Annotated in this window: 17 protein-coding genes; 13 read left to right on the top strand and 4 right to left on the bottom strand. The window is 68.6% G+C overall.

The features are described 5' to 3' along the window. Window positions 1-23: 23 nt before the first annotated feature. A complete protein-coding gene (locus tag BMZ69_RS32455) occupies window positions 24-188 on the top strand; it encodes a glutathione S-transferase family protein (protein WP_348272466.1) in 165 nt (54 codons plus the stop codon). 3 nt (window positions 189-191) lie between these two features. On the opposite strand, the gene BMZ69_RS12625 is transcribed toward BMZ69_RS32455, so the two are convergent. Beyond that, complete coding sequence (locus BMZ69_RS12625) at window positions 192-821, bottom strand: FMN-binding negative transcriptional regulator (RefSeq protein ID WP_092156989.1); 630 nt, start codon at window positions 819-821, stop codon at window positions 192-194. Between the two features lie 50 nt (window positions 822-871). Between BMZ69_RS12625 and BMZ69_RS12630 the strand changes: the two genes are divergently transcribed. After that, window positions 872-2,338, top strand: a complete 1,467-nt coding sequence (locus BMZ69_RS12630; RefSeq protein ID WP_092156990.1) for a MocR-like pyridoxine biosynthesis transcription factor PdxR — start codon at window positions 872-874, stop codon at window positions 2,336-2,338. A gap of 3 nt (window positions 2,339-2,341) precedes the next feature. Here the strand turns inward: BMZ69_RS12630 and BMZ69_RS12635 are convergent, their stop codons facing one another. Both BMZ69_RS12635 and BMZ69_RS12640 read right to left on the bottom strand, forming a co-directional pair. Continuing rightward, window positions 2,342-3,142 carry an aldolase gene (locus tag BMZ69_RS12635; protein WP_092156991.1) on the bottom strand — a complete coding sequence of 267 codons (801 nt, stop codon included), beginning with the start codon at window positions 3,140-3,142 and terminating at the stop codon, window positions 2,342-2,344. A gap of 122 nt (window positions 3,143-3,264) precedes the next feature. Continuing rightward, entirely contained in the window at window positions 3,265-4,308 is a 1,044-nt protein-coding gene (locus BMZ69_RS12640; protein WP_175506780.1) for a LacI family DNA-binding transcriptional regulator, read from the bottom strand. A gap of 127 nt (window positions 4,309-4,435) precedes the next feature. Here BMZ69_RS12640 and BMZ69_RS12645 point away from each other — a divergent pair, with 127 nt between their 5' ends. Genes BMZ69_RS12645 through BMZ69_RS12670 form a run of 6 tightly spaced genes read left to right on the top strand, consistent with a single transcriptional unit; the run spans window position 4,436 to window position 11,155 of the window. Continuing rightward, window positions 4,436-5,719, top strand: coding sequence for a M20/M25/M40 family metallo-hydrolase (locus BMZ69_RS12645; protein WP_092156993.1), 1,284 nt, complete (start codon window positions 4,436-4,438; stop codon window positions 5,717-5,719). Beyond that, a complete protein-coding gene (locus BMZ69_RS12650; protein WP_175506781.1) occupies window positions 5,719-7,308 on the top strand; it encodes an ABC transporter substrate-binding protein in 1,590 nt (529 codons plus the stop codon). Before BMZ69_RS12645 ends, BMZ69_RS12650 begins: the two co-directional genes overlap by 1 nt. Next, window positions 7,305-8,612, top strand: a complete 1,308-nt coding sequence (locus BMZ69_RS12655; protein WP_175506782.1) for an NAD(P)/FAD-dependent oxidoreductase — start codon at window positions 7,305-7,307, stop codon at window positions 8,610-8,612. Before BMZ69_RS12650 ends, BMZ69_RS12655 begins: the two co-directional genes overlap by 4 nt. Window positions 8,613-8,644: 32 nt before the next feature. Further along, complete coding sequence (locus BMZ69_RS12660) at window positions 8,645-9,325, top strand: DUF1028 domain-containing protein (protein ID WP_092156996.1); 681 nt, start codon at window positions 8,645-8,647, stop codon at window positions 9,323-9,325. Window positions 9,326-9,350: 25 nt separating this feature from the next. Beyond that, window positions 9,351-10,292, top strand: coding sequence for an ABC transporter permease (locus BMZ69_RS12665; protein WP_092156997.1), 942 nt, complete (start codon window positions 9,351-9,353; stop codon window positions 10,290-10,292). Then, window positions 10,289-11,155, top strand: coding sequence for an ABC transporter permease (locus BMZ69_RS12670; RefSeq protein WP_092156998.1), 867 nt, complete (start codon window positions 10,289-10,291; stop codon window positions 11,153-11,155). The genes BMZ69_RS12665 and BMZ69_RS12670 overlap by 4 nt, the downstream gene beginning before the upstream one ends. Window positions 11,156-11,165: 10 nt before the next feature. Here the strand turns inward: BMZ69_RS12670 and BMZ69_RS12675 are convergent, their stop codons facing one another. Continuing rightward, window positions 11,166-12,185, bottom strand: coding sequence for a LacI family DNA-binding transcriptional regulator (locus BMZ69_RS12675; protein WP_244543343.1), 1,020 nt, complete (start codon window positions 12,183-12,185; stop codon window positions 11,166-11,168). 205 nt (window positions 12,186-12,390) lie between these two features. On the opposite strand from BMZ69_RS12675, the gene BMZ69_RS12680 reads away from it, so the two are divergent. From BMZ69_RS12680 to BMZ69_RS12700, 5 genes are all read left to right on the top strand, one after another. After that, window positions 12,391-13,491 carry an ABC transporter ATP-binding protein gene (locus tag BMZ69_RS12680; RefSeq protein ID WP_092157000.1) on the top strand — a complete coding sequence of 367 codons (1,101 nt, stop codon included), beginning with the start codon at window positions 12,391-12,393 and terminating at the stop codon, window positions 13,489-13,491. 6 nt (window positions 13,492-13,497) lie between these two features. Continuing rightward, entirely contained in the window at window positions 13,498-15,564 is a 2,067-nt protein-coding gene (locus BMZ69_RS12685; protein ID WP_092157001.1) for a hydantoinase/oxoprolinase family protein, read from the top strand. Then, window positions 15,561-17,531, top strand: coding sequence for a hydantoinase B/oxoprolinase family protein (locus BMZ69_RS12690; RefSeq protein ID WP_092157002.1), 1,971 nt, complete (start codon window positions 15,561-15,563; stop codon window positions 17,529-17,531). The genes BMZ69_RS12685 and BMZ69_RS12690 overlap by 4 nt, the downstream gene beginning before the upstream one ends. Before the next feature lie 42 nt (window positions 17,532-17,573). Next, window positions 17,574-18,617: an extracellular solute-binding protein gene (locus BMZ69_RS12695; RefSeq protein WP_092157003.1), complete on the top strand. Its 1,044-nt coding sequence runs from the start codon at window positions 17,574-17,576 to the stop codon at window positions 18,615-18,617. Window positions 18,618-18,726: 109 nt separating this feature from the next. Further along, window positions 18,727-19,536 carry an ABC transporter permease gene (locus BMZ69_RS12700; protein WP_244543344.1) on the top strand — a complete coding sequence of 270 codons (810 nt, stop codon included), beginning with the start codon at window positions 18,727-18,729 and terminating at the stop codon, window positions 19,534-19,536. The last annotated feature ends 1 nt before the right edge of the window (window position 19,537 follow it).

Genomic DNA, 19,537 nt, shown 5'->3' on the forward strand with positions numbered 1-19,537 from the left:
CGCAGGCCGACCTCGACGGGCCGGTGACCGTCGGCCGGATCGGGCTCGCAACCGCCCTCGCCTGGCTGAGCTTCCGCCGCCTGCCGGATTTCCGCGCGCGGGCGCCGAAGCTCGCCGGCTGGTACGACCGCTTCAACCAGCGCCCGTCGATGCGCGCCACGCCCTATGAAGGCGAGACGCAGGACTGAGCTTCAGCCTTCGACCGGCACCATCGCGGCGACGGCGAGATCGCTCGCCCGCTCGCTCGCGGCCAGTCCCTCGGCGACGCCGACGCGATCGGCGAGCGGGCGGTTCTGGCTCATCTTGCGCTTGCCTTCGAGCCGGGTGATCGCGATGCGCAGGCCGACGATACCGCGCAGCTGGGCCCGCACGAACTCGGGCGGCGCGTCATCGACCGCCCAGGGCTGCGCCCGCGTGCTCTCGTGCAGGTTGGTCAGGCGCGTGACGGCCTCGAGCAGGCGCTCGGGATCGTCGAAGAACTCGGCCTGGCCATAGGCGTGGACCGCCTGGTAGTTCCAGGTCGGCACCACCTTGCCGGTCTCGCGCTTGGTTTCGTACCAGGACGGCGTGACATAGGCGTCGGGGCCATTGAACAGGACCATGGCCTCGCCGATAGCCGCCGCCTTCCATTGCGGGTTGGCGCGGGCGAGATGGCCATGGAGCACGCCCAACTCGCCCTCCTCCGCCGCCAGGATCAGCGGCAGCGGCGTCGCGAGCAGGCCGTCAGCGGTGGCGGTGACGAGCGTGGCGAGCCGGCAGGCGCGCATCATCGCGTGGATCTCGGCGCGGTCGTCGACGCGGAAGGCCGGCGGCGTGTACATGAAACAGGTCTCCTTGCGGTCGCCGTCGTCATGCCGCTAATCTGGCCTGCATGAAACGACCAGTTTCGAGCATTCCGGCTGGGCCAGTTGAAAGCGAGAGCGGCGCCCAGCGCCGGGTCGTTGCGGCGATCAAGCGCGAGATCGCGGCCGGTGTCCACACACCCGGCTCGCGCCTGCCATCGACGCGGGCACTCGCCGGCGAATGGGGGCTGTCGCGCACCACCGTCACAGCCGCCTTCGAGCAATTGGCCGCCGAAGGCTTTCTCGAAACCCGGCCGGGCGCGCGGGCCCGGGTCGCAGTCGGGTTGGCGCGGCCGGAGTCGATCCAAGGGAATAAGCCGGCGCCACGGTCCACCGAGCTCTCCGCCTATGGACGGCGGCTAGCATCCGCCGCGCCCATTCCCTGGACCCCGCAGCCCTTCGCGCTCGATTTCCGCTATGGCGAGCTCGCCGGCGGCGACTTCCCCACTCTGGCCTGGCGGCGGGCGCTGGCGGAGGCGGTAGCGAAGCGGCCGACGCGCCTGCGCTATGGCGATCCGCGCGGCCTGCCGGAGTTGCGGACAGCCTTGCAGGGTTATCTCTGGCGCGCCCGGGGCCTGCGCTGCGAGGCTGACGATATCCTCGTCGTCAACGGCTCGCAGCAGGGCTTCGATCTCTGCACTCGGCTACTGCTTGACCCCGGTGACCGCGTCGTCATCGAGGATCCCGGCTACAATCTTGCGCGCCAGGCCTTCCTCACGGCGGGCGCCGAGCTTTCGCCGCAACCGGTCGATCGCGAGGGCATGCAAACCGCAAAGCTTCCGCCAGCTCGGCTCGCCTTCGTGACGCCCTCGCATCAATTGCCGCTCGGCAGCATCCTGTCGGCACCGCGCCGGCTGGGGCTGCTGGCCTGGGCCGCGCGCCATGGCGCATTCGTCATCGAGGACGATTACGATGCCGAGTACCGCCATGGCGTCGGCCCGGTGCCGCCTTTGCGCTCGCTCGACCAGGCCGGCAGCGTGATCTATCTCGGCACCGTCTCGAAGACGCTCTCGCCAACCTTGCGGCTCGGCTATCTCGTGCTGCCGCCGGCGCTGCGCGAGGTGTTCGCGCGGGCCAAGCGCATGGTTGATCGCCATACGCCTGAGCTGGAACAGGCCGCGCTGGCTGAACTGATCGAAGGCGGCGCCTATGAACGACACGTCCGCCGCATCCGGCGCCGCAATGGCGAGCGGCGAGCCGCCCTGCTGAAGGCCCTGCGCGAGCGGCTTGGCGAGCGCGTGACGACCGCCGGCACCGATGCCGGCCTGCATGTCCTCGCCTGGATCAACGGGCTGCCGCAAGCGCGCGAGAGCGAGCTGACGGAGCGGGCAGCGAGCGCCTCGCTCGGCCTCTACGGCGTCAGCGGGCTCTATGACCGGCCGGACGATCCCGAGCGCCGCGCCGGCCTCGTCATCGGCTATGCCGCACTCGACGAGAACCAGATCGCCGCTGGCATCGCGCGGCTGGACGGGTTGCTGCGGGAGTTCGGCGCGTAGGTCTCAATCCCGATAGACCGGCTCCTCGGCGTCGAGCTGGCGGCGGATCGAGGCCAGGTGCAGGCGCGCCGATTCCGGATCGCCCTCGCGCATCTGCTGGTAGGCCGCCTCGGCGATCTCCGGCTTCACCGGCAGCACCTGGCGCCCAGTCGAGAGCGCCAGCGCCTGCACCTCGCAGGCGCGCTCGAGATAATAGAGATCGTCCCAGGCCTCGGCGATGGTCGGGCCGAGCACCATGACGCCATGGTGCTTCATGAAGACGATGTCGGCATCGCCGACCGCGCCGGCAATGCGGTCGCCCTCGCGCTCATCGAGGGCAAGGCCGTTATAGTCGCGATCGATCGCGGTGCGGCCGTAGAACTTCAGCGCGGTCTGCCCGGCGAAGATCAGGGGATCGCCCTCGGTCATCGAGAGCGCCGTCGCATAGGGCATGTGGGTGTGGAAGGCGACGCGGGCGCGCGGCAGGTTCTTGTGGATGCGGGCATGGATGTAGAAGGCGGTCGCCTCGGGCTGGCCCTCGCCGGCGACGACATTGCCGTGGAAATCGCAGATCAGCAGTTTTGATGCGGTGAGCTCGCGGAAGGCCCAGCCATAGGGATTGACGATGAAGAGGTCGTCATAGCCCGGCACCAGCGCCGAGAAATGGTTGCAGATGCCCTCCTCGAAGCCATAGCGCGCCGCCATGCGGAAGCAGGCGGCGAGATCGCGTCGGGCCTCCCAGACCGCATCTGAGTCGAGGTTCGGCTGGTTCGGGCCGGCGGAGACGGCTGCCGGCGTCGCACCGGGCTTGAGGGAATGTGCCATGACGCCAGTCTAGGGCTGCTCCGAAGCGAGGCAAGCCGGCAGCCCTGCATCGCAGGAACAGGTCGGCGCTGATCGCCGCATACCGGCTGGCTGCTCCGCCCGCCCTGCCCCGATGACCTCAATCACGCGCTGCCGCGCGAGACGAGCGAATAGCCGACATCCCGCACCGGAGCGTCCAGCGGCCTGCCCTCGATCCTCGCGATCAGCATGTCGGCGGCGGCCCAGCCCATTTGATAGCCATGCGTCCTGATCGTGGTGAGACCGGGCGGAATCTCGGCCGCGATCTCGAAATCCCCGAAACCGGCGACGGCGAGGTCGTCCGGGACCCCCAATCCGCGGCGCTGCGCCTCGAAGATGACGCCGATCGCCAGCAGATCCGAAGCGCACAGCACCGCCCGGACATCGCCCTTCTCCAGCAATTGCGCGAGCCCACGCGCGCCGCCACGGAAACTGGCCGAATCCTCCGCCGCGTCGGCGGCATGCTGGGGCGAGACGACGAGATCGGCCGGAAGTCCGGCCTCGCGCAGCGCCGCGAGCGCCCCTTCACGCCGGGCGTCGTAGCGCCGCAAGCCGGGCACGGGATAGTCGATATAGCCGATCCGGTCATAGCCCCTGGCGATCAGATGGCGCGCGATGTCGCCGCCGGCATCGTGGTTCCTGAAGCCGGCCGCCATGTCGATCAGGGGCCCTTCGGTCTCCCAGACCTCGACGACGGGCAGCCCGGAGCCGCGCAGCAGCCCATAGGTCTCCTCGCTATGGCGGGTGCCCGTCAGCACGAGGCCGTCCGGCCGCCGCCTGATGAAGGCCTCGACCGCCGCCGCCTCCTCCTCGAGCGAATAGCCGACATTGGTGATCATGAACTGGTAGGCGGACTGCCGCAGGCAGTCCGCCATGCCCTGGATGCTGCTGGCATTGTTGGAATTGCGCAGCGAGGGGACGACGATCCCGATCATCGCACTGCGGCCGGAGGCCAGATTGCCGGCGAGCAGGTTCGGAACGAAGCCGAGGCGCTCGCCTTCGGCCAAGACACGCTCTCGCGTCGCAGCGCTGACTGCGGACGAGTTCTTGTACACGCGCGAGACCGTCATCAACGAGACGCCTGCCGCCTGCGCCACGTCGGACATCGTGGCCCAGCCCGAGGGCCGCTTCATGGGGTCGAGGCTCATCGATCGGCTCTGCTGCATACCATCCGGGCATTCCCGACCCACTTGGCCGCAACACCCTACTTGACAGGAAGGAAAACATAAACCTGGATGTTAGCGGTAACGTTAGCGCTAACAAGCAGGCTTTCATATGGCCGACGCCGTTTTGTTGAAGGAGCGCGTGCTCGGCTGGATCGAGCGGGACCGCGAGGAGATCATCGCGTTCCTGTCAGGCTTCCTCCAGGCGAAATCGCCCAATCCGCCGGGCGACACCCGGCTCGCCAGCGGCCATGTCGAGAGCTTCCTGACGGCGAACTGCTTGCCCTTCCGGGTGATCAGCGCCCAGGATCACCTGCCCAACATCGTCGGCTCCGTCACGGCAGGCCGTCCGGGGCGGCACCTCGTCCTGAACGGGCACATTGACGTGTTCCCGGCGATCGAGGAGATCCCCGGCCAGCGCAGCCAGTGGAGCGGCGACGTCGTCGACGGCCGGATCTATGGCCGCGGCGCCGCCGACATGAAGTGCGGCACCACGGCCTCGATCTTCACCTATCGCTATCTGGCGGAGCTGATGGGAGAGCTCTCCGGCCGGCTGACGCTGACGGTGGTCTCCGACGAGGAGACAGGCGGCCGCTTCGGCACCCGCCATTTGTTCGAGACCATTCCCGACGAGGTGAGCGGCGATTGCTGCCTCAACGGCGAGCCGAGCGGGCTCGCCACCTTGCGCTTCGGCGAAAAGGGCGCGTTGCGCATGGCGCTGACGGTGCGCACCCGCGGCGCTCACGGCGCCTATCCGCATCTCAGCGACAGCGCGATCAAGATCGCCTGCAGGCTGGCCGCCGATCTGGAGGCACTGGCCGAGTTGCGTCCCGAACTGCCCGCGACGGTCGCCGCCGCGATCGCTTCGCCGGAGGCGCGCCGGGCGACGAATCTCAGCCTGGGCGACGGCGCCGCCGAAATCGTCGACCGGGCGACGGTCAATATCGGCGTGATCAGGGGCGGGCTGAAGGTCAACATGCTGCCCGACGAATGCCTTCTCGAAGTCGAGGTGCGGATGCCGCCCGGCCTCGGCATCGAGCGGGTCGAGGCCGAGCTCGCCGCCATCCTCGCGCGCTATCCGATGGTGACGCGGGAGACGCGGCCCGACCACAGCTACCCGTCGAGCTGGTGCGATCCCGCCGGCGAGATGGTGGAGATCCTGCGTGACAACACGCGGCAGGTGACGGGCCAGGAAGCCGTGCCGATCGTCAGCCTCGGCGGGTCGGATGCGCGCTATTGGCGCTGGCGCGGCATCCCCGCCTATCTCTACGGCCCCTCCCCCAAGACGATGGGCCACCGTGAGGAGCATGTCACGGTCGACGAGCTGTTCGCCGTGCTGCGCGTCCATGCCCTCTCGGCGATCGACTATCTCGCAAGCAAGAACGGAGGGGAATGATGGCTATGGCTCGCGCAATCATGGTCGCGGCGGCGCTGCTCGCCGGCTGCGTTTCGGCAGCGGCGGCGAACCCGCCGGCCAAGGACAGGACCGTGACGATCCTGGTCCGGAACGATTCTGTCGGATTCGATCCGCACAAGGTCACCGGGCGCGGCGCGGCCGAGATCCTGTTCATGCTGGCGGATACGCTGGTCGCGGTCGAGGACGACCAGAAGACGCTGCGTCCGCTCCTGGCGAAATCCTGGTCGCTGTCCGATGACGGGCTGACCTACACGTTCAGCCTGCGCGATGACGTGAAATTCTGCGACGGCAAGCCGATGACGGCCGCCGATGTCGTCTATTCGCTGAAGCGCCTGATCGCGCCCGAGACGCGCTCCCCCGCCGCCTGGCGCCTGGGCAAGGTCGCCGACATCGTCGCCAAGGACGACGTCACCGTCGTCTACACGCTCAAGGAGCCGCACAACGAGCTGCTGCTGCATCTGGCGCAGAGCTTTGGCTCGATCGTCGACCGCGCCAATGTCGAGAAGCTCGGCGCCGATTTCGGCGTCAAGGGCCTGAACGGGACCGGCCCGTTCTGCTGGGGCGAATGGCGGCCGCGCGACCAGTTCACCGTGCTGCGCCACGACGCCTACAAATGGGGCCCGGCGATCTACGCCAACAAGGGGCCGGCCAAGGTCGACGCGATCGTCTGGCGCGTGATCCCGGAGGAGAGCGCGATCCTGGCGGCGATGCAGACCGGCGCCGGCGACATCTCCTATGTGCTGCCCGAATGGTCGGTGGATCAGCTCAGCAAGCTGCCGATGCTGACCAAGGCGGAGCCGCGCGTCTCGAACTACTCGGCCTATCTCGGGCTGCGGCCCAATCGCAAGATGACCAGCGATCTCAAGGTGCGCCAGGCGATGAACCTGGCGGTCGATCGCGAGGCGCTGGCGAAGAGCATGTGGTTCGGACAGGCGCGGCCGGCCAAGACGCTCGTCAGCCCCGGCACGCTCGACTATTCCGGCGCGAGCCAAGCGAGCTACGATCCGGCGAAGGCCAAGGCGCTGCTCGATGAAGCCGGCTGGAAGCCGGGCGCCGACGGCTTCCGCTACAAGGACGGCGAGCGGCTGGCGCCCGCGATCCTGGCGGCAGGAACCGCGGGCTGGCGCTCCAGGCTCGAGGCGATCCAGGGCTATATGAAGCAGGTCGGCATCGACCTGAAGCTGCTGCTGGTCGAGCCGGCGGCCGCGATGGCCCAGATCAACACCTCCCCGGACTTCGACGGCTACGCGCTGTTCTCGCCCTATGCCACGGCCGGCGAGGTGCTGATGATGTTCCACTCGGCCAATGTGCCGGCGCCGAACCGCTTCAACTGGAAGGACAAGGCCACCGACGACCTGCTCGCCACCGGCCAGACCAGCCTCGACGCCGGCAAGAAGGCGCAGGCCTACGCCGGCGTCCAAAAGATCGTCGCCGACCAGGCCCTGCTCATCCCGCTGGTGCACGAGCGCCTGTTCCTGTTCTCGACCAAGCGGGTGAAGGGCGTCGCCGTCCACGGCATCTACAACAGCGCCGTCTACAAGGGTCTCGACATCGAGATCGCCAAGTGAGCCCAGCCTTGCTGTCCGACGACTTCAAGGCCGAGCCCTATTGGTGGGAGGCCGTGCCGCAGGGCACGGCCGAGCCCGGCCCGCTTCCGGAGACAGCCGAGGTCGTGGTCGTCGGCTCCGGCTATGCCGGCCTGTCAGCGGCGATCGCCCTGGCGCGCGCCGGCCGTTCCGTGGTCGTCATCGAAGCCAAGAGTGCCGGGCATGGTGCGAGCACGCGCAGCGTCGGCATGATCGGCGGACGCCTGCGCCAGAGTCTTGCGGCGCTCGCCAGGGCTTTCGGCGCAGAGCGGGCCGATGCGCTGCTCCGCGAGACCTGGGATGCTTATGGCTGGTTTCGCAATTTCATCCGCGACGAGCGGATCGATTGCGACCTCGCACTGACCGGCCGGCTGATCTGCGCCTGGACGCCAGGCGATATGGCGGCCCTCGACAAGCAGGCGGACTTGCTGGCGACCCGCTTCGGCATTCCTGCCCAGATGATCGACAAGGCCGGCCTGCGCGCCGAGCTCGCCACCGACCTCTATCACGGCGCCATGGTGCTGCCGCAGGATGGCGGCCTCGATCCGGCTAAATATCATCACGGCCTGCTGCAGCTCGCGAAAGCCGCGGGCGTCACCGTGATCGAGCATACCGCCGTGACCGGGATCACGGAAAGCGGTGCGGCGACGAGGGTCATCACCGAGCGCGGCGCGTTGACCGCCCCGGAGGTCATCCTGGCGACGAACGCCTATACCGGGCGCGAATTGCCCTGGTATCGCCGCCGCGTCATCGCGGTCGGCAGCCACATGATCGCGACATCGCCGCTACCGGCCGGCACGGTGGACCGCCTGCTGCCCGCGGGCCGGCTGATCAACGACACGCGCAAGCTCGCCTATGCCTTCCGCGCCAGCCCCGACCGGCGGCGGCTACTGGTCGGCGGCCGTGCCCTACAGGTCGACCGCGTCGATCCGATCGCCATTGCCCGCCGCCTGAAGGAGGTGATGGTCCAGGCCTTCCCGACACTGGCCGACGCCGGCGTCAGCCATGCCTGGGAGGGTCGCGTCGGCTTCACCTTCGACCGAGTTCCCCACATCGGCCGGAGGGGCAAGCTGCACTACGTGCTCGGCTGCAACGGCTCAGGGATCGTGATGAGCAGCTATCTCGGCCACAGGATCGCCGAGATGGTCATGACCGGCAGCACGACCAGTTTCTTTGCCGGCAATGAATTGCCGAGCCGACCCTATTACCACGGCATTCCCTGGTTCATGCCGCCGATGACCTTCGCCCTGTCCCTGCAGGACCGGGCGCGGTCCTGGCTCGGCTGAGCGCAACCGACCATCTGACGCAGGAGACCAAGATGACCTTTTCCCTGATCGCCCGCGACGAAGCGACCGGCATGTTCGGCATCGGCATCGCCACCTCCAGCATCGCGGTCGGCAATCGCTGCCCCTGGGCGCGCGCCAGGATCGGCGCCGTGACCTCCCAGCATCGCAGCGACATCCGGCTCGGGCCCAAGGGCCTCGACTTCCTGGCCGCCGGCCTCAGCGCCGAGGAGACGGTGCGCCGCCTGATCGAGGAGAGTGAGTTCCCCGACCAGCGCCAGGTCGCAGCGATCGACCGCGAGGGCCGGACCGCCTTTTTCAGCGGGCCGAAGATTCCCTCGATCAATGCCGGCCACCAGGGCCGCAACTGCGTCTCGACCGGCAATGTCATCGCCAATCCCGATGTACCCAAAGCGATGGTCGACTATTTCGAAGGCGCGACGGACGTGCCCTTCGTCGAGAAGCTGCTCGGCGCGATCGATGCCGGGCTGACAGCGGGCGGCGAAACCCAGCCGATCATGTCGGCCGCGCTCCTCGTCGTCGACGAGCAGGATTGGCCGCTCGTCGACCTGCGCGTCGATCTGGAACCCGAGCCGCAGGCCAAGCTGCGCGAGCTCTGGAAAGCCTATGAGCCGCAGGTCGAGCACTTCGTCGTCCAGGTCCTCCGGCCGAATGAAGTGAAGCCGCGCAAGGCGCCGGAACAGGCCCTCGCCTGAGCGCTCGAAGACCGGGAGGCCGCCCATGCTGAAATACACGGTGCAGCGCCTGCTGCTGGCGATCCCGGTGGTCTTCGGCGTCCTGCTGATCGGCTTTGCGCTGCTGAACCTCGTCCCGTCCGACCCGGCCACGATCCGGGCCGGGCCGACCGCGAGTGCAGACGTCATCGCGCAAATCCGCAGCGAAATGGGGCTGGACCGCCCGCTCTGGGAGCAGTTCCTGCGCTATGTCGGCAGCGTCCTTCGCGGCGATCTCGGCACTTCGCTGGTCAACAACATGTCGGTGGCGGAGGAGCTGTCGCGCTCGTTCCTGGCGACGCTGGAATTGATCGCGCTATGCCTGATCTGGGCCGTTCCGATGGCGATCCTGCTCGGCGTCGTCGCCGCCATCTCGCGCGGCGGCATCCTCGATCGGCTGATCATCAGCGGGGCGGTGGCGGGCATCTCGCTGCCGGCCTTCCTGATCGGTATGGCGCTGCTCTGGGTCTTCGGCTTCAAGCTGCAATGGCTGCCGTTTACCGGGCGCGGCGGACCGCTCTGGACCGTCGACGGCCTGCGCCACGCCATCCTGCCCTCGATCTGCCTGGGACTGATCTTCATCGGGCCGGTGGCCCGCATCACCCGCACCTCGATGCTCGAGGTGCTCGGCGCCGACCATATCCGCACCGCGCGGGCCAAGGGCCTGGCGGAGAGCGTCATCGTCGGCCGCCATGCTCTGCGCAACGCGCTGATCCCGGTGACCACGCTGATCGGGCTGCAGATCGGTTATCTGCTCGGAGGCGCGATCGTGACCGAGACGATCTTCTCCTGGCCCGGCGTCGGCCGTCTTGCCGTCGGCGCGATCGTCGCCAACGACCTGCCGGTCGCGCAGGGCGCAATCATCGCGCTCGCGCTCGGCTTCATCGCCATCAACATCATCGTCGATCTGCTTTATGCCGTGCTCGATCCGAGGATTCAGGCCCGATGACGCTCGCTCCAGGCCCGGCCTCGCCCCGGCGCGCGCTGTCGCGCTTCCGACGCCACTTCGGGACGGACTACCCGGCCATGCTGGCCCTGGCCGTCCTCGCATTGATGGCCTTCGGCGCGATCTTCGCCCCGTGGCTGGCGCCCTATGATCCGCTTCACATCGAGTTGACGCGGATCATGCAGCCGCCGGGCAGCATGCACTGGTTCGGCACCGACGGCCAGGGACGCGACATCTTCAGCCGCGTCCTGTTCGGCCTCAGGCTGACGAGCCTGATCGGCTTCGCGGCCATCGCGATCGGCGGCGCCATCGGCACGGCGGCAGGGTCGATCGCAGCGTTCTATCCCCGGCTCGACGGGCTGATCATGCGCGTCATGGACGTGCTGCTCTCCTTCCCCGCGATCCTGTTCGGCCTGGCGGTCGCCGCGATCATCGGCGCGGGCACGCTCTCGGTCGTCATCGCCCTGGCGATCTCGACCATTCCCCTCGCCGCGCGGATCGCGCGAGGAGCCGCGCTGACGGTGATCGCGCAGGACTACATCGCCGCCGGGCGCGTCGTCGGATTGACCGATGCCGGCTTGCTGCTGCGCTATGTCCTGCCGAATTGCCTGTCGACGATCGTGGTGTTCCTGACCTTGCGCCTGGGCCAGGCAATCCTGCTGGCCGCGTCACTGGGTTTTCTCGGCCTGGGAACCCAGCCGCCGACGCCGGAGCTCGGCACAATGGCGGCGCAAGGCGTCAATTTCTTCTTCTTCGCGCCGCACGTCACGATCATTCCGAGCCTGGTGATCTTCGCTCTCGTGCTCGCAACCAACATCCTCGGCGATTTCCTCCGCGACGTCCTCGATCCGCGGCTGGCCGCGTGATCATCCCAGTCTACGCAGCGTCGGAGCCTGCATTGTCCGTGCTCGCCCGCGCGACCACTTCAAAACCGGTATTCCTGACACTGTCCTCCGGCTCGAGGCCAGATGCGCGCGCGATCACCATCTCGATCGCGCCGCGCCCCATCTCATAGGCGTTGGGCTGGACAGTCGTGAGCTGCGGCGAGATCTCCGACGCGATCTCGTAGTCGCCCCAGCCGGCGACGGCGAGACGCTCGGGCACCTTCCAGCCGCGCCGACCACACTCGAAAAGCACCCCGGCGGCGACGATGTCGGTCGGACAGAGCAGGGCGTCGATCGACATATCCATCCGGCAAAGGGCTTCGAGCGCCTTCGGGCCGGCGCCGAAGCCGTCGGCCTCGTCGGCGAGATGGCATAGATCCGGGGCGAGCCCATGTTCGCTCATGCGCTGCTCGAACGCCGGCAATCGCTCCGTGTAGCGGCCTGCGACATCGCCCGCATATCCGACGAAACCGATGCGCCGGCAGCCGACGGCGACGAGATGGTCGACCATGGCCCGCGTCGCGGCCGCGGAGGAATAACCGACGGCCATGTCGAGCGGATCGCCATGGACCCAGGTCTCGACCACCGGCACGCCGGTCTTCCGCAGCAGATCGACGGCCTGGTCCTCATGCTCCTTGCCGACCAGCGTCAGCCCCGCCACGCGCAGGCCGATGAAGGTCCGGATCGCCGCGGTCTCATGCCGTTTCGTATCGGCGAGTTTGAGTACGAGTTCGTAGCCGTCTTCGGCGGCCGCATCCTGCATGCCGCGGACATATTTGTAGAAGCTGGAGTTCTTGATCGAGGGGATGACCGCGCCGATGACGCGGCTTTGGCCCGAGGCGAGGTTGCCGGCCGCATGATTGGGGATATAGCCCAGTTCGGCGGCGACTTCGCGAACGCGCCGGCGCGTCTCCTCCTGCACGCGCTCCGGATACTTGAACGTGTTCGACACTGTCATCGGCGAGACGCCGGCCGCCTTCGCGACGGATTGCATGGTGACGGGTCCCGTCATGTCCCCGCATTTCGTCATCGCGCTCCCCCCCGGCCGGCAAGGCTGACCTTCGCTCCTGAACCGGTCAGTTCGCCCCGTGCACGAGAACATGGAACGGTGCTTGACTCACCTGATCGCTCTGCCATTGTAGCGCTACAAAATCAAAAGGGAACGGTTTTCCCATGCCGTCGCCAAAGACGATATTGCCCCGTGCCGGGGTGCCTCGATGACGACTGCCGGGCGGGGTTCGGCAGAGACGTTGACGCTCAGCGGCGTCCGCAAATCCTATGACTCCGTCCTCGCTGTCCGCGATCTCGATCTCGATGTCTCGGCGGGCGAGCTCGTCGCGCTGCTCGGCCCCTCCGGCTGCGGCAAGACCACGACCCTGCGCATGGTCGCGGGTTTCGAATATCCCGATTCAGGGGCCATCCTGATCGGCGGAGCGGACGTGTCGCGCCTGCCGCCACATCGGCGCAAGCTCGGCATGGTTTTCCAGAACTACAGCCTGTTCCCGCATCGCACCGTTGCCGAGAACATTGGCTTCGGCCTGCGCATGGCCGATGTCGGCCGGGCCGAGCGCGACCGGCGTGTGGCGGAGATGCTGGAGCTGATCCGGCTGCCGGACCGCGCCGACATGTACCCGTCGCAGCTTTCGGGCGGCCAGCAGCAGCGCGTCGCGCTCGCCCGCTCGCTCATCGTCAATCCGAAGGTGCTGCTGCTCGACGAGCCGCTGGGCGCGCTCGACAAGTCGCTGCGCGAGAGCATGCAGTTCGAGATCAGGAGCATGCAGCAGCGCCTCGGCATCACGACGCTGCTGGTCACCCATGATCAGGAAGAGGCCCTGTCGATGTCGGACAGGGTCGCGGTGATGCAGGGCGGGCGCATCCTCCAGATCGGCACGCCGACGGACATCTACGACAGGCCGCAGAGCCGCTTCGTCGCCGAATTCCTCGGGGCCTCGAACATCTTCGCAGGCAAGGTCGCGCCCGATGGCCGCACCCTCATCCTGCCCGGGCCGGGCGGCGAGGTGCCGGTGCCGCTGGCCGAGCCGGCGACGCCGGGCGCCGCGCTGACGCTCTCGGTCAGGCCGGAGCGGATGCGGCTCGCAGCTGAGCCCGGCGACGGCGCCAACTTCGCAGGCAGAGTCGTCGGCGCCGTGTTTCGCGGCAACTATGCCGCCTATCAGGTCGAGGCCGCGCAGCTCGGGCGCGAATTGATCGTCTATCGGCAGGCGGACGGGCCGCTCGGCACCGTCTCCTTCCGCCTCGGCGATGGTTTGACGCTCGGCTGGGCGCCGCAGGACGCGGTGCCGATCGATGCGGAGTGAGGTTGCATGACGAGTTCACAGGGACAGGGCGCGCGGATCGGCATCGATGTCGGCGGCACCTTCACGGATTTCGTGCTGGCCGATCCGCAGGGCGGCGGGCTGGTCTACTACAAGGAGCCGTCGACTCCGGACGAGCCGTCGCGCGCTTTGATCGAGGGGCTTAAGTCGCTGCTCGGCAAGGCCGGCCTGACCGCGGCCGACGTCTCTTTGCTGATGCACGGCACGACGATCGGCCTCAACGCGATCATCCAGCGGCGCGGCGCCACCATCGCGCTCGTGGTCAGCAAGGGCTTCCGCGACATCCTGGAGATCGCCCGCAGCCGCATGCCCTCCTCCTTCGATTTCCATTCGAGCAAGGAGGAGCCGCTGGTCCCGCGCTGCGCCATCGTCGAGATCGATGCGCGCCTGTCGGCGGCCGGCGAGGTCACGCATGCTCCGGACGAGGCCGAGATCGCGCGCGTCGCCGCCGAGCTCAAGGCCCTGGGAGCCGATGCCGCCGCCCTCGTCCTGATCAACGGCTATGCCAGGCCGGAGGTCGAGATCGCGCTGGCCGAGAAGCTCTCGGCCGGCGCAGGCGGCCTCGCCATCACCTCGGCCGCAGCGATCTGGCCGGAGATCCGCGAATACGAACGAACCCTGGTCGCTTGCCTCAACGCCTATATCCAGCCCCTGATGCAGCGCTATTTCGCCGGGCTGAGGCAGGGCCTCGCCCGCGACGGCGTCGAGGCGCCGATCCTGGTGACCGCCTCCAATGGCGGCTCGCTCAGCCTGGCCTCCGCCATCGACCGACCGGTCGAGACGATCCTGTCCGGCCCCGCCTCGGGCGTGATGGCGGCGGCCCGGCTGGCGGAAGCGGCTGGCGTCAGCGCGATCATTTCCTTCGACATGGGCGGCACGTCCTCGGACATCGCCGTCGCTCATGCCGGCTCGGCGGAACTGGCGACGCGCACCGACATTGGCGGGCTGCCGCTTGTCCTGCCGGTCGTCGATGTCTCGGCGATCGGCGCCGGCGGCGGCTCGATCGTCTGGGTGGACGGGCACGGCGTCCTCAAGGTCGGGCCACGGAGCGCCGGCGCCATGCCCGGCCCGGTCTCCTATGGCCGCGGCGGCAAAGAGCCAGCGGTCACCGACTGCTATCTGGCGCTCGGCTATATCGACCCCGGCGGCTTCCTCGGGGGGCGCATGCGGCTGGACAAGGGCGCCGCCGAGCAGGCCCTGGCGGCGGTCGCGGAGCGCATCGGGCTCGCCGGGCCGGATGGTGCGGCGCGTGCGGCCGAAGGAGCGCTCGCCGTCACCACGGCCGGCATGGCGACCGAGCTCTACAAGACCCTCGCCGCGCGCGGGCTCGATCCCGCGGGCTTCGCGCTCGTGCCCTTCGGCGGGGCTGGACCGACCCATGCCAACCTCCTGGCCGAGGAGGTCGGCATCGGCAGCGTCGTCATCCCGCCTGCTGCCGGGACCTTCTGCGCGCTCGGCGCGGTGGCGGCCGATCTGCGCCGCGACTTCGTGCGCAGCCTGCGCCGCCCTCTCGATGCGGCGAGCGCCGCGCTGCTGCAAACCGTCTTCGCCGAGCTTGCGGCCGAAGGCACCGCCTGGCTCGACCACGAAGGCGAGCAGGCGACCGGCCGGCGGATCGAGCGCGGGGTCGACATGCGCTATGCCGGCCAGGCCTATGAATTGCGCGTGCGGCTGAACGAGGATTGCCGCACGCAGGACGCGGTGGCCGAGGCCTTCCACCGCGAACATGAGCGCATCTACGGCTTCCGCGACGGCGACAGCCCGGTCGAGCTCGGCACGGCGCGGCTCGCCATGGTCGGCGAGACCCCGAAGCTGACCCAGCCCCGGATTCCCGCAGGCAGCGGCCAGCCGCAGGCCAACGGCCGTCGTCCGCTGTTCCGCCGCGGCGCCTGGCTCGATGCGGCGGTCTACGGCCGCGCTGCCTTCGGCGCCGGCGACACGGTGAGCGGGCCGGCGATCATCGAGCAGGAGGACACGACCACGATCCTGCTGCCCGGCTGGAGCGCGCGGGCGGACGAGGCCGGCAATCTGCATCTCGAAAGACAGCCGTCATGAAGCTCGATTCGGTCACGCTCGCGATCCTCGGCAACAAGCTCGCAGCGGTCAGCGAGGAGATGTGCCTGACGCTGCAGCGCACCGGCCGCACGCTCTACGTCAAGGAAACCGCCGATTTCGCCTGCGCCCTGGCCGGGCTCGACGGGCGCTTCTTCGCCTATCCGCGCTCGATCGGCGTCTCCGGCTTCGTCGGGCTCGAATGCCTGCCGACGATTGCGGCCGTGGGGCCGCTCGAGCCGGGCGACGTCATCCTGACCAACGATCCCTATCGCTCGGAGGGCCTCTCCACCCATCTGCCCGATCTGCACATGATCGAGCCCTATTTCCACGAGGGCCGGATCGTCGCCTATGGCTGGTGCTTCGTGCACTGCTCGGATGTCGGCGGGCGCGTGCCGTCGAGCATCTCGCCGGTCAATACGGAGATCTTCCAGGAAGGTCTGCGCATCCCGCCGGTCAAGCTGATGCGGCGCGGCGAGATGGTGCCGGAGGTGCGCCTCTTCCTCGACGCCAACAGCCGCACGCCCGAGGCGAACATGGGCGATATCCGCGCCATGCTGGCCGCGCTGGCGGCCGGCCGGCGCCGCTTGGAGCAGACCATCGGCCAGCACGGGGCGGAGGCGGTCTGCGTCGCCGCGACCGATCTGATGAGCTATGCCGCGCAGAAGGCGCGCGCCGTGCTGAGGCGCGTACCGGACGGCACCTATCGCTTCAGCGACTATCTCGACGACGACGCCGCGACGCAGCTGCCCGTGCGCATCGCGCTCGCGGCGACCTTCGCCGACGGGACGGTCCATCTCGACTTCACCGGCACCGACCCGCAGGTCGCGACCGCGATGAACATCCCCTCGCGCGGACGCCCGCATGCCTGGCTGACCCTGCGCGTGCTGGCGCTGGTCAACACGCTCGATCCGACGACGCCGCTCAATGCCGGCCTGCTCGAGCCGGTCAGGATCACCGCGCCCGAAGGCAGCCTCGTCAACCCGCAGGAGCCGGCGGCGACCGGCGTGCGCCATGCCGCGGCGATCCGCGTCAACGACGTGCTCAACGGCGCCTTCGGCCTGGCGCTGCCGCAGGTGATGCCGGCGGCCTCCTCCGGCACCGTGATCCCGGTGGTCATGGCCGAGCCCGACGGCCGCGGCGGCCGGCGCGTCCAGGTGATCGAGCCGATGATCGGCGGCACCGGCGCCCGTTCCGGCCGGGACGGCGTCGACGGCCGCGACAGCGGCATCTCGAACCTCGCCAACAATCCGGTCGAGACCGTCGAGGCCGAGCTCGGCGTCGAGATCATCAGCTATGCCCTGCGGCCCGATTCCGGCGGCGCCGGGCGCTGGCGCGGCGGCTGCGGCATGGAACTCACCTTCCGCGCCCTCACCGACGACACCAATGTGCTCGGTCGCGGCATGGAGCGCCTGCTGTTCAGGCCGTGGGGATCGAACGGCGGCCGGCCGGGCGCGCCGGGCGAGCTGATCGTCAATCGCGGCCTCTCCGGCGAGCGCCGGCTCGGCAAGATCGACGTCCTGACCATCAATGCCGGCGACACCGTCTCCTTCCTGACGCCCGGCGCGGGCGGCTGGGGCGATCCGGCCGAGCGCGATACCGGGGCCGTGCTGCACGATGTGCGCAACGGCTTCGTCAGCGCGGAGGCGGCCGTCCGCGACTATGGCGTGGTGATCCATGGCGGCACGGTGGACGAAGCCGAGACCAGGCTGCGCCGCGCCACCATGCAGCCCGCCGGCGGCCACGGGCCGGAGCGCGAGCGCTGGGATTCGGTCTTCACACCCGAGCTAATGGACCGGCTGAATGCGCGGCTCGTCGCCCTGCCCGGCTCGGCGCGGCAGCGCCGCCGCCGTGATATCCTCGCGCAGGCGCTCTGCGCCCTGCCGGACGGCTTCCCGCGCAGCGGGGCCGACGACGATGCCCTGCGCAGCGCGCGAGACCGGCTCGCAGCCGCGGCCGCCGCGCTTTGACACCAGCCCGATGCAAACGCCCTCGAACCATGGAGCACTGCGATGACGAAGCTGGACAGGCGTAGATTTATCGGCGGCGCCACCGCCCTCGCCGCCGGCCTTGGCGGGATGCCGCACCTCGCGCGGGCGCAGGCCAAATCGATCACGGTCACCGCCTTCGGCGGCGTCTGGGAGGAGGCGGTGCGCAAATGCTTCGTCGCCCCGTTCGAGGCCAAGACCAAGGCGAAGGCCAATGTCTCGCTCGGCGGGCCGCCGCAATGGCTCGCGCAGGTCGAGGCCAGCCCGAAGAAGCCGCCGGTCGACGTGCTGATCATGACGCCCGACCTCGCGCTGACCGCAGCGAAGGCCGGCCTCGTCGACGACTTCACGGTGGAGAAGCTGCCCAATCTGGCGAAGATCCCGAAGGAGCTGACCGACTCCGTCATGGGCAAGGGCACGCTGTTCGACTACGGCGTCGGCGGCATCACCTTCAACAAGAACCGGGTGAAGAATCCGCCGAAATCCTTCGCCGAATTCGTCGACCGCGTCGCCAAGGGCGAGTTCGTCGCCTCGGTCCCGTCGATCAGCTATGCGGTGACGCCGATCATGCTGATCTGGGCCATGGCCAAGGCCTTCGGCGGCGGCACTGAGAACGTCGACCCGTTCTTCAAGGCCATGGAGAAGATGAAGAAGAACCTCGTCTTCTGGGCCGGCCCGAACGACTTCTTCAACCACCTCTCGTCCGGCGAAGCCGAGCTCGGCATCTATTTCGACGGCCGGACCTGGAACCATTTCGATTCCGGCGCGACCTGGATCGACTTCATCAACCCGTTGGAAGGCGGCTCGCTCAACGGCGTCGCCGTGCAGAAGCCAGTCAATGCCGACCCGCTGGCCTGGGACTACATCAACGAGGTGCTGGACGCGAAGAACCAGACCCTCTTCGCCGAGATCATGAACTACGGCGTGACCAATACCGACGTGGTCTACAGCGACAAGCTCAAGCCGCGGATCACGCCGTGGCAGCAGACCCAGTTCCCGCCCTATGAGGAGATCGCCAAGGTGCGCAACGACTGGGTCAACCGCTGGAACCGCGAGATCGGACGCTGACCGGCGGGCTGCTGCCGCCCGTTTGGGCGGCAGCAGCGACTTCCGGACGAAGGTCGTGACGATGCAAGCTCCCGCGCCAGCACTGGACGGACGCAAGAAGCCGCGAGGGATGTCGTGGCTGCTGGCGCTGCCGGCCGCGCTCTTCCTCTTCGTCTTCTTCGTGCTGCCTTTGCTCGACAACGGCATGCGCAGCCTCGTCGGCGGCGACGGCCAGCTGACGCTGACGCGCTATTCGGCATTGCTGACCGACAGCTTCTATCTGCGCGTCACGGCGGAGACGATCCTGCTCTCGGCCGGCGTCACGGCGATCTGCATCGTGATCGGCTACCCCGTCGCCTATGTGCTGGTGCGCAAGTCCGGCCGCTGGGCGGGCCTGATCATCTTCCTGCTGATCGCCCCGCTGCTGACCTCGATCATCATGCGCACCTTCGGCTGGCAGGTGCTGTTCGCGCGGCGCGGCCTCGTCAACAACCTGCTGCTCGACCAGCTCGGGCTGATCGAGGCCCCGTTGCGCCTGACCAATTCGCCGGGCATCGCCATCGCCGCGCTCGTGCACGTGCTCGTGCCCTATATGGTCCTCTCGATCGCGACGGTGCTGCAATCGGTCGACAGGCGGCTGGAGGAATCGGCCAAGATCCTCGGCGCCGGACGCCTGCGCGCCTTCCGCGAGATCACGCTGCCGCTCTCGCTCGACGGCATCGGCACCGGCGCGATCCTGGTCTTCATGATCGCCAATGGCAGCTTCGTCACGCTGGTCCTGCTCGGCGGCGGCCTCCAGACCCTGCCGCTCCTGATCTACCAGCAGTTCAACACCACCCGCGATTTCGGCATGGCGAGCGCGATGAGCACGCTGCTGCTCGTGGTCGCGCTCTCCTGCCTCTTCCTGCAATTGCGCCTCGTGCGCCGTCGCGGAGCCTGAG

The sequence above is a fragment of the Allobosea sp. CRIB-10 genome (assembly GCF_900112185.1).
Classification (GTDB): Bacteria; Pseudomonadota; Alphaproteobacteria; order Rhizobiales; family Beijerinckiaceae; genus Allobosea.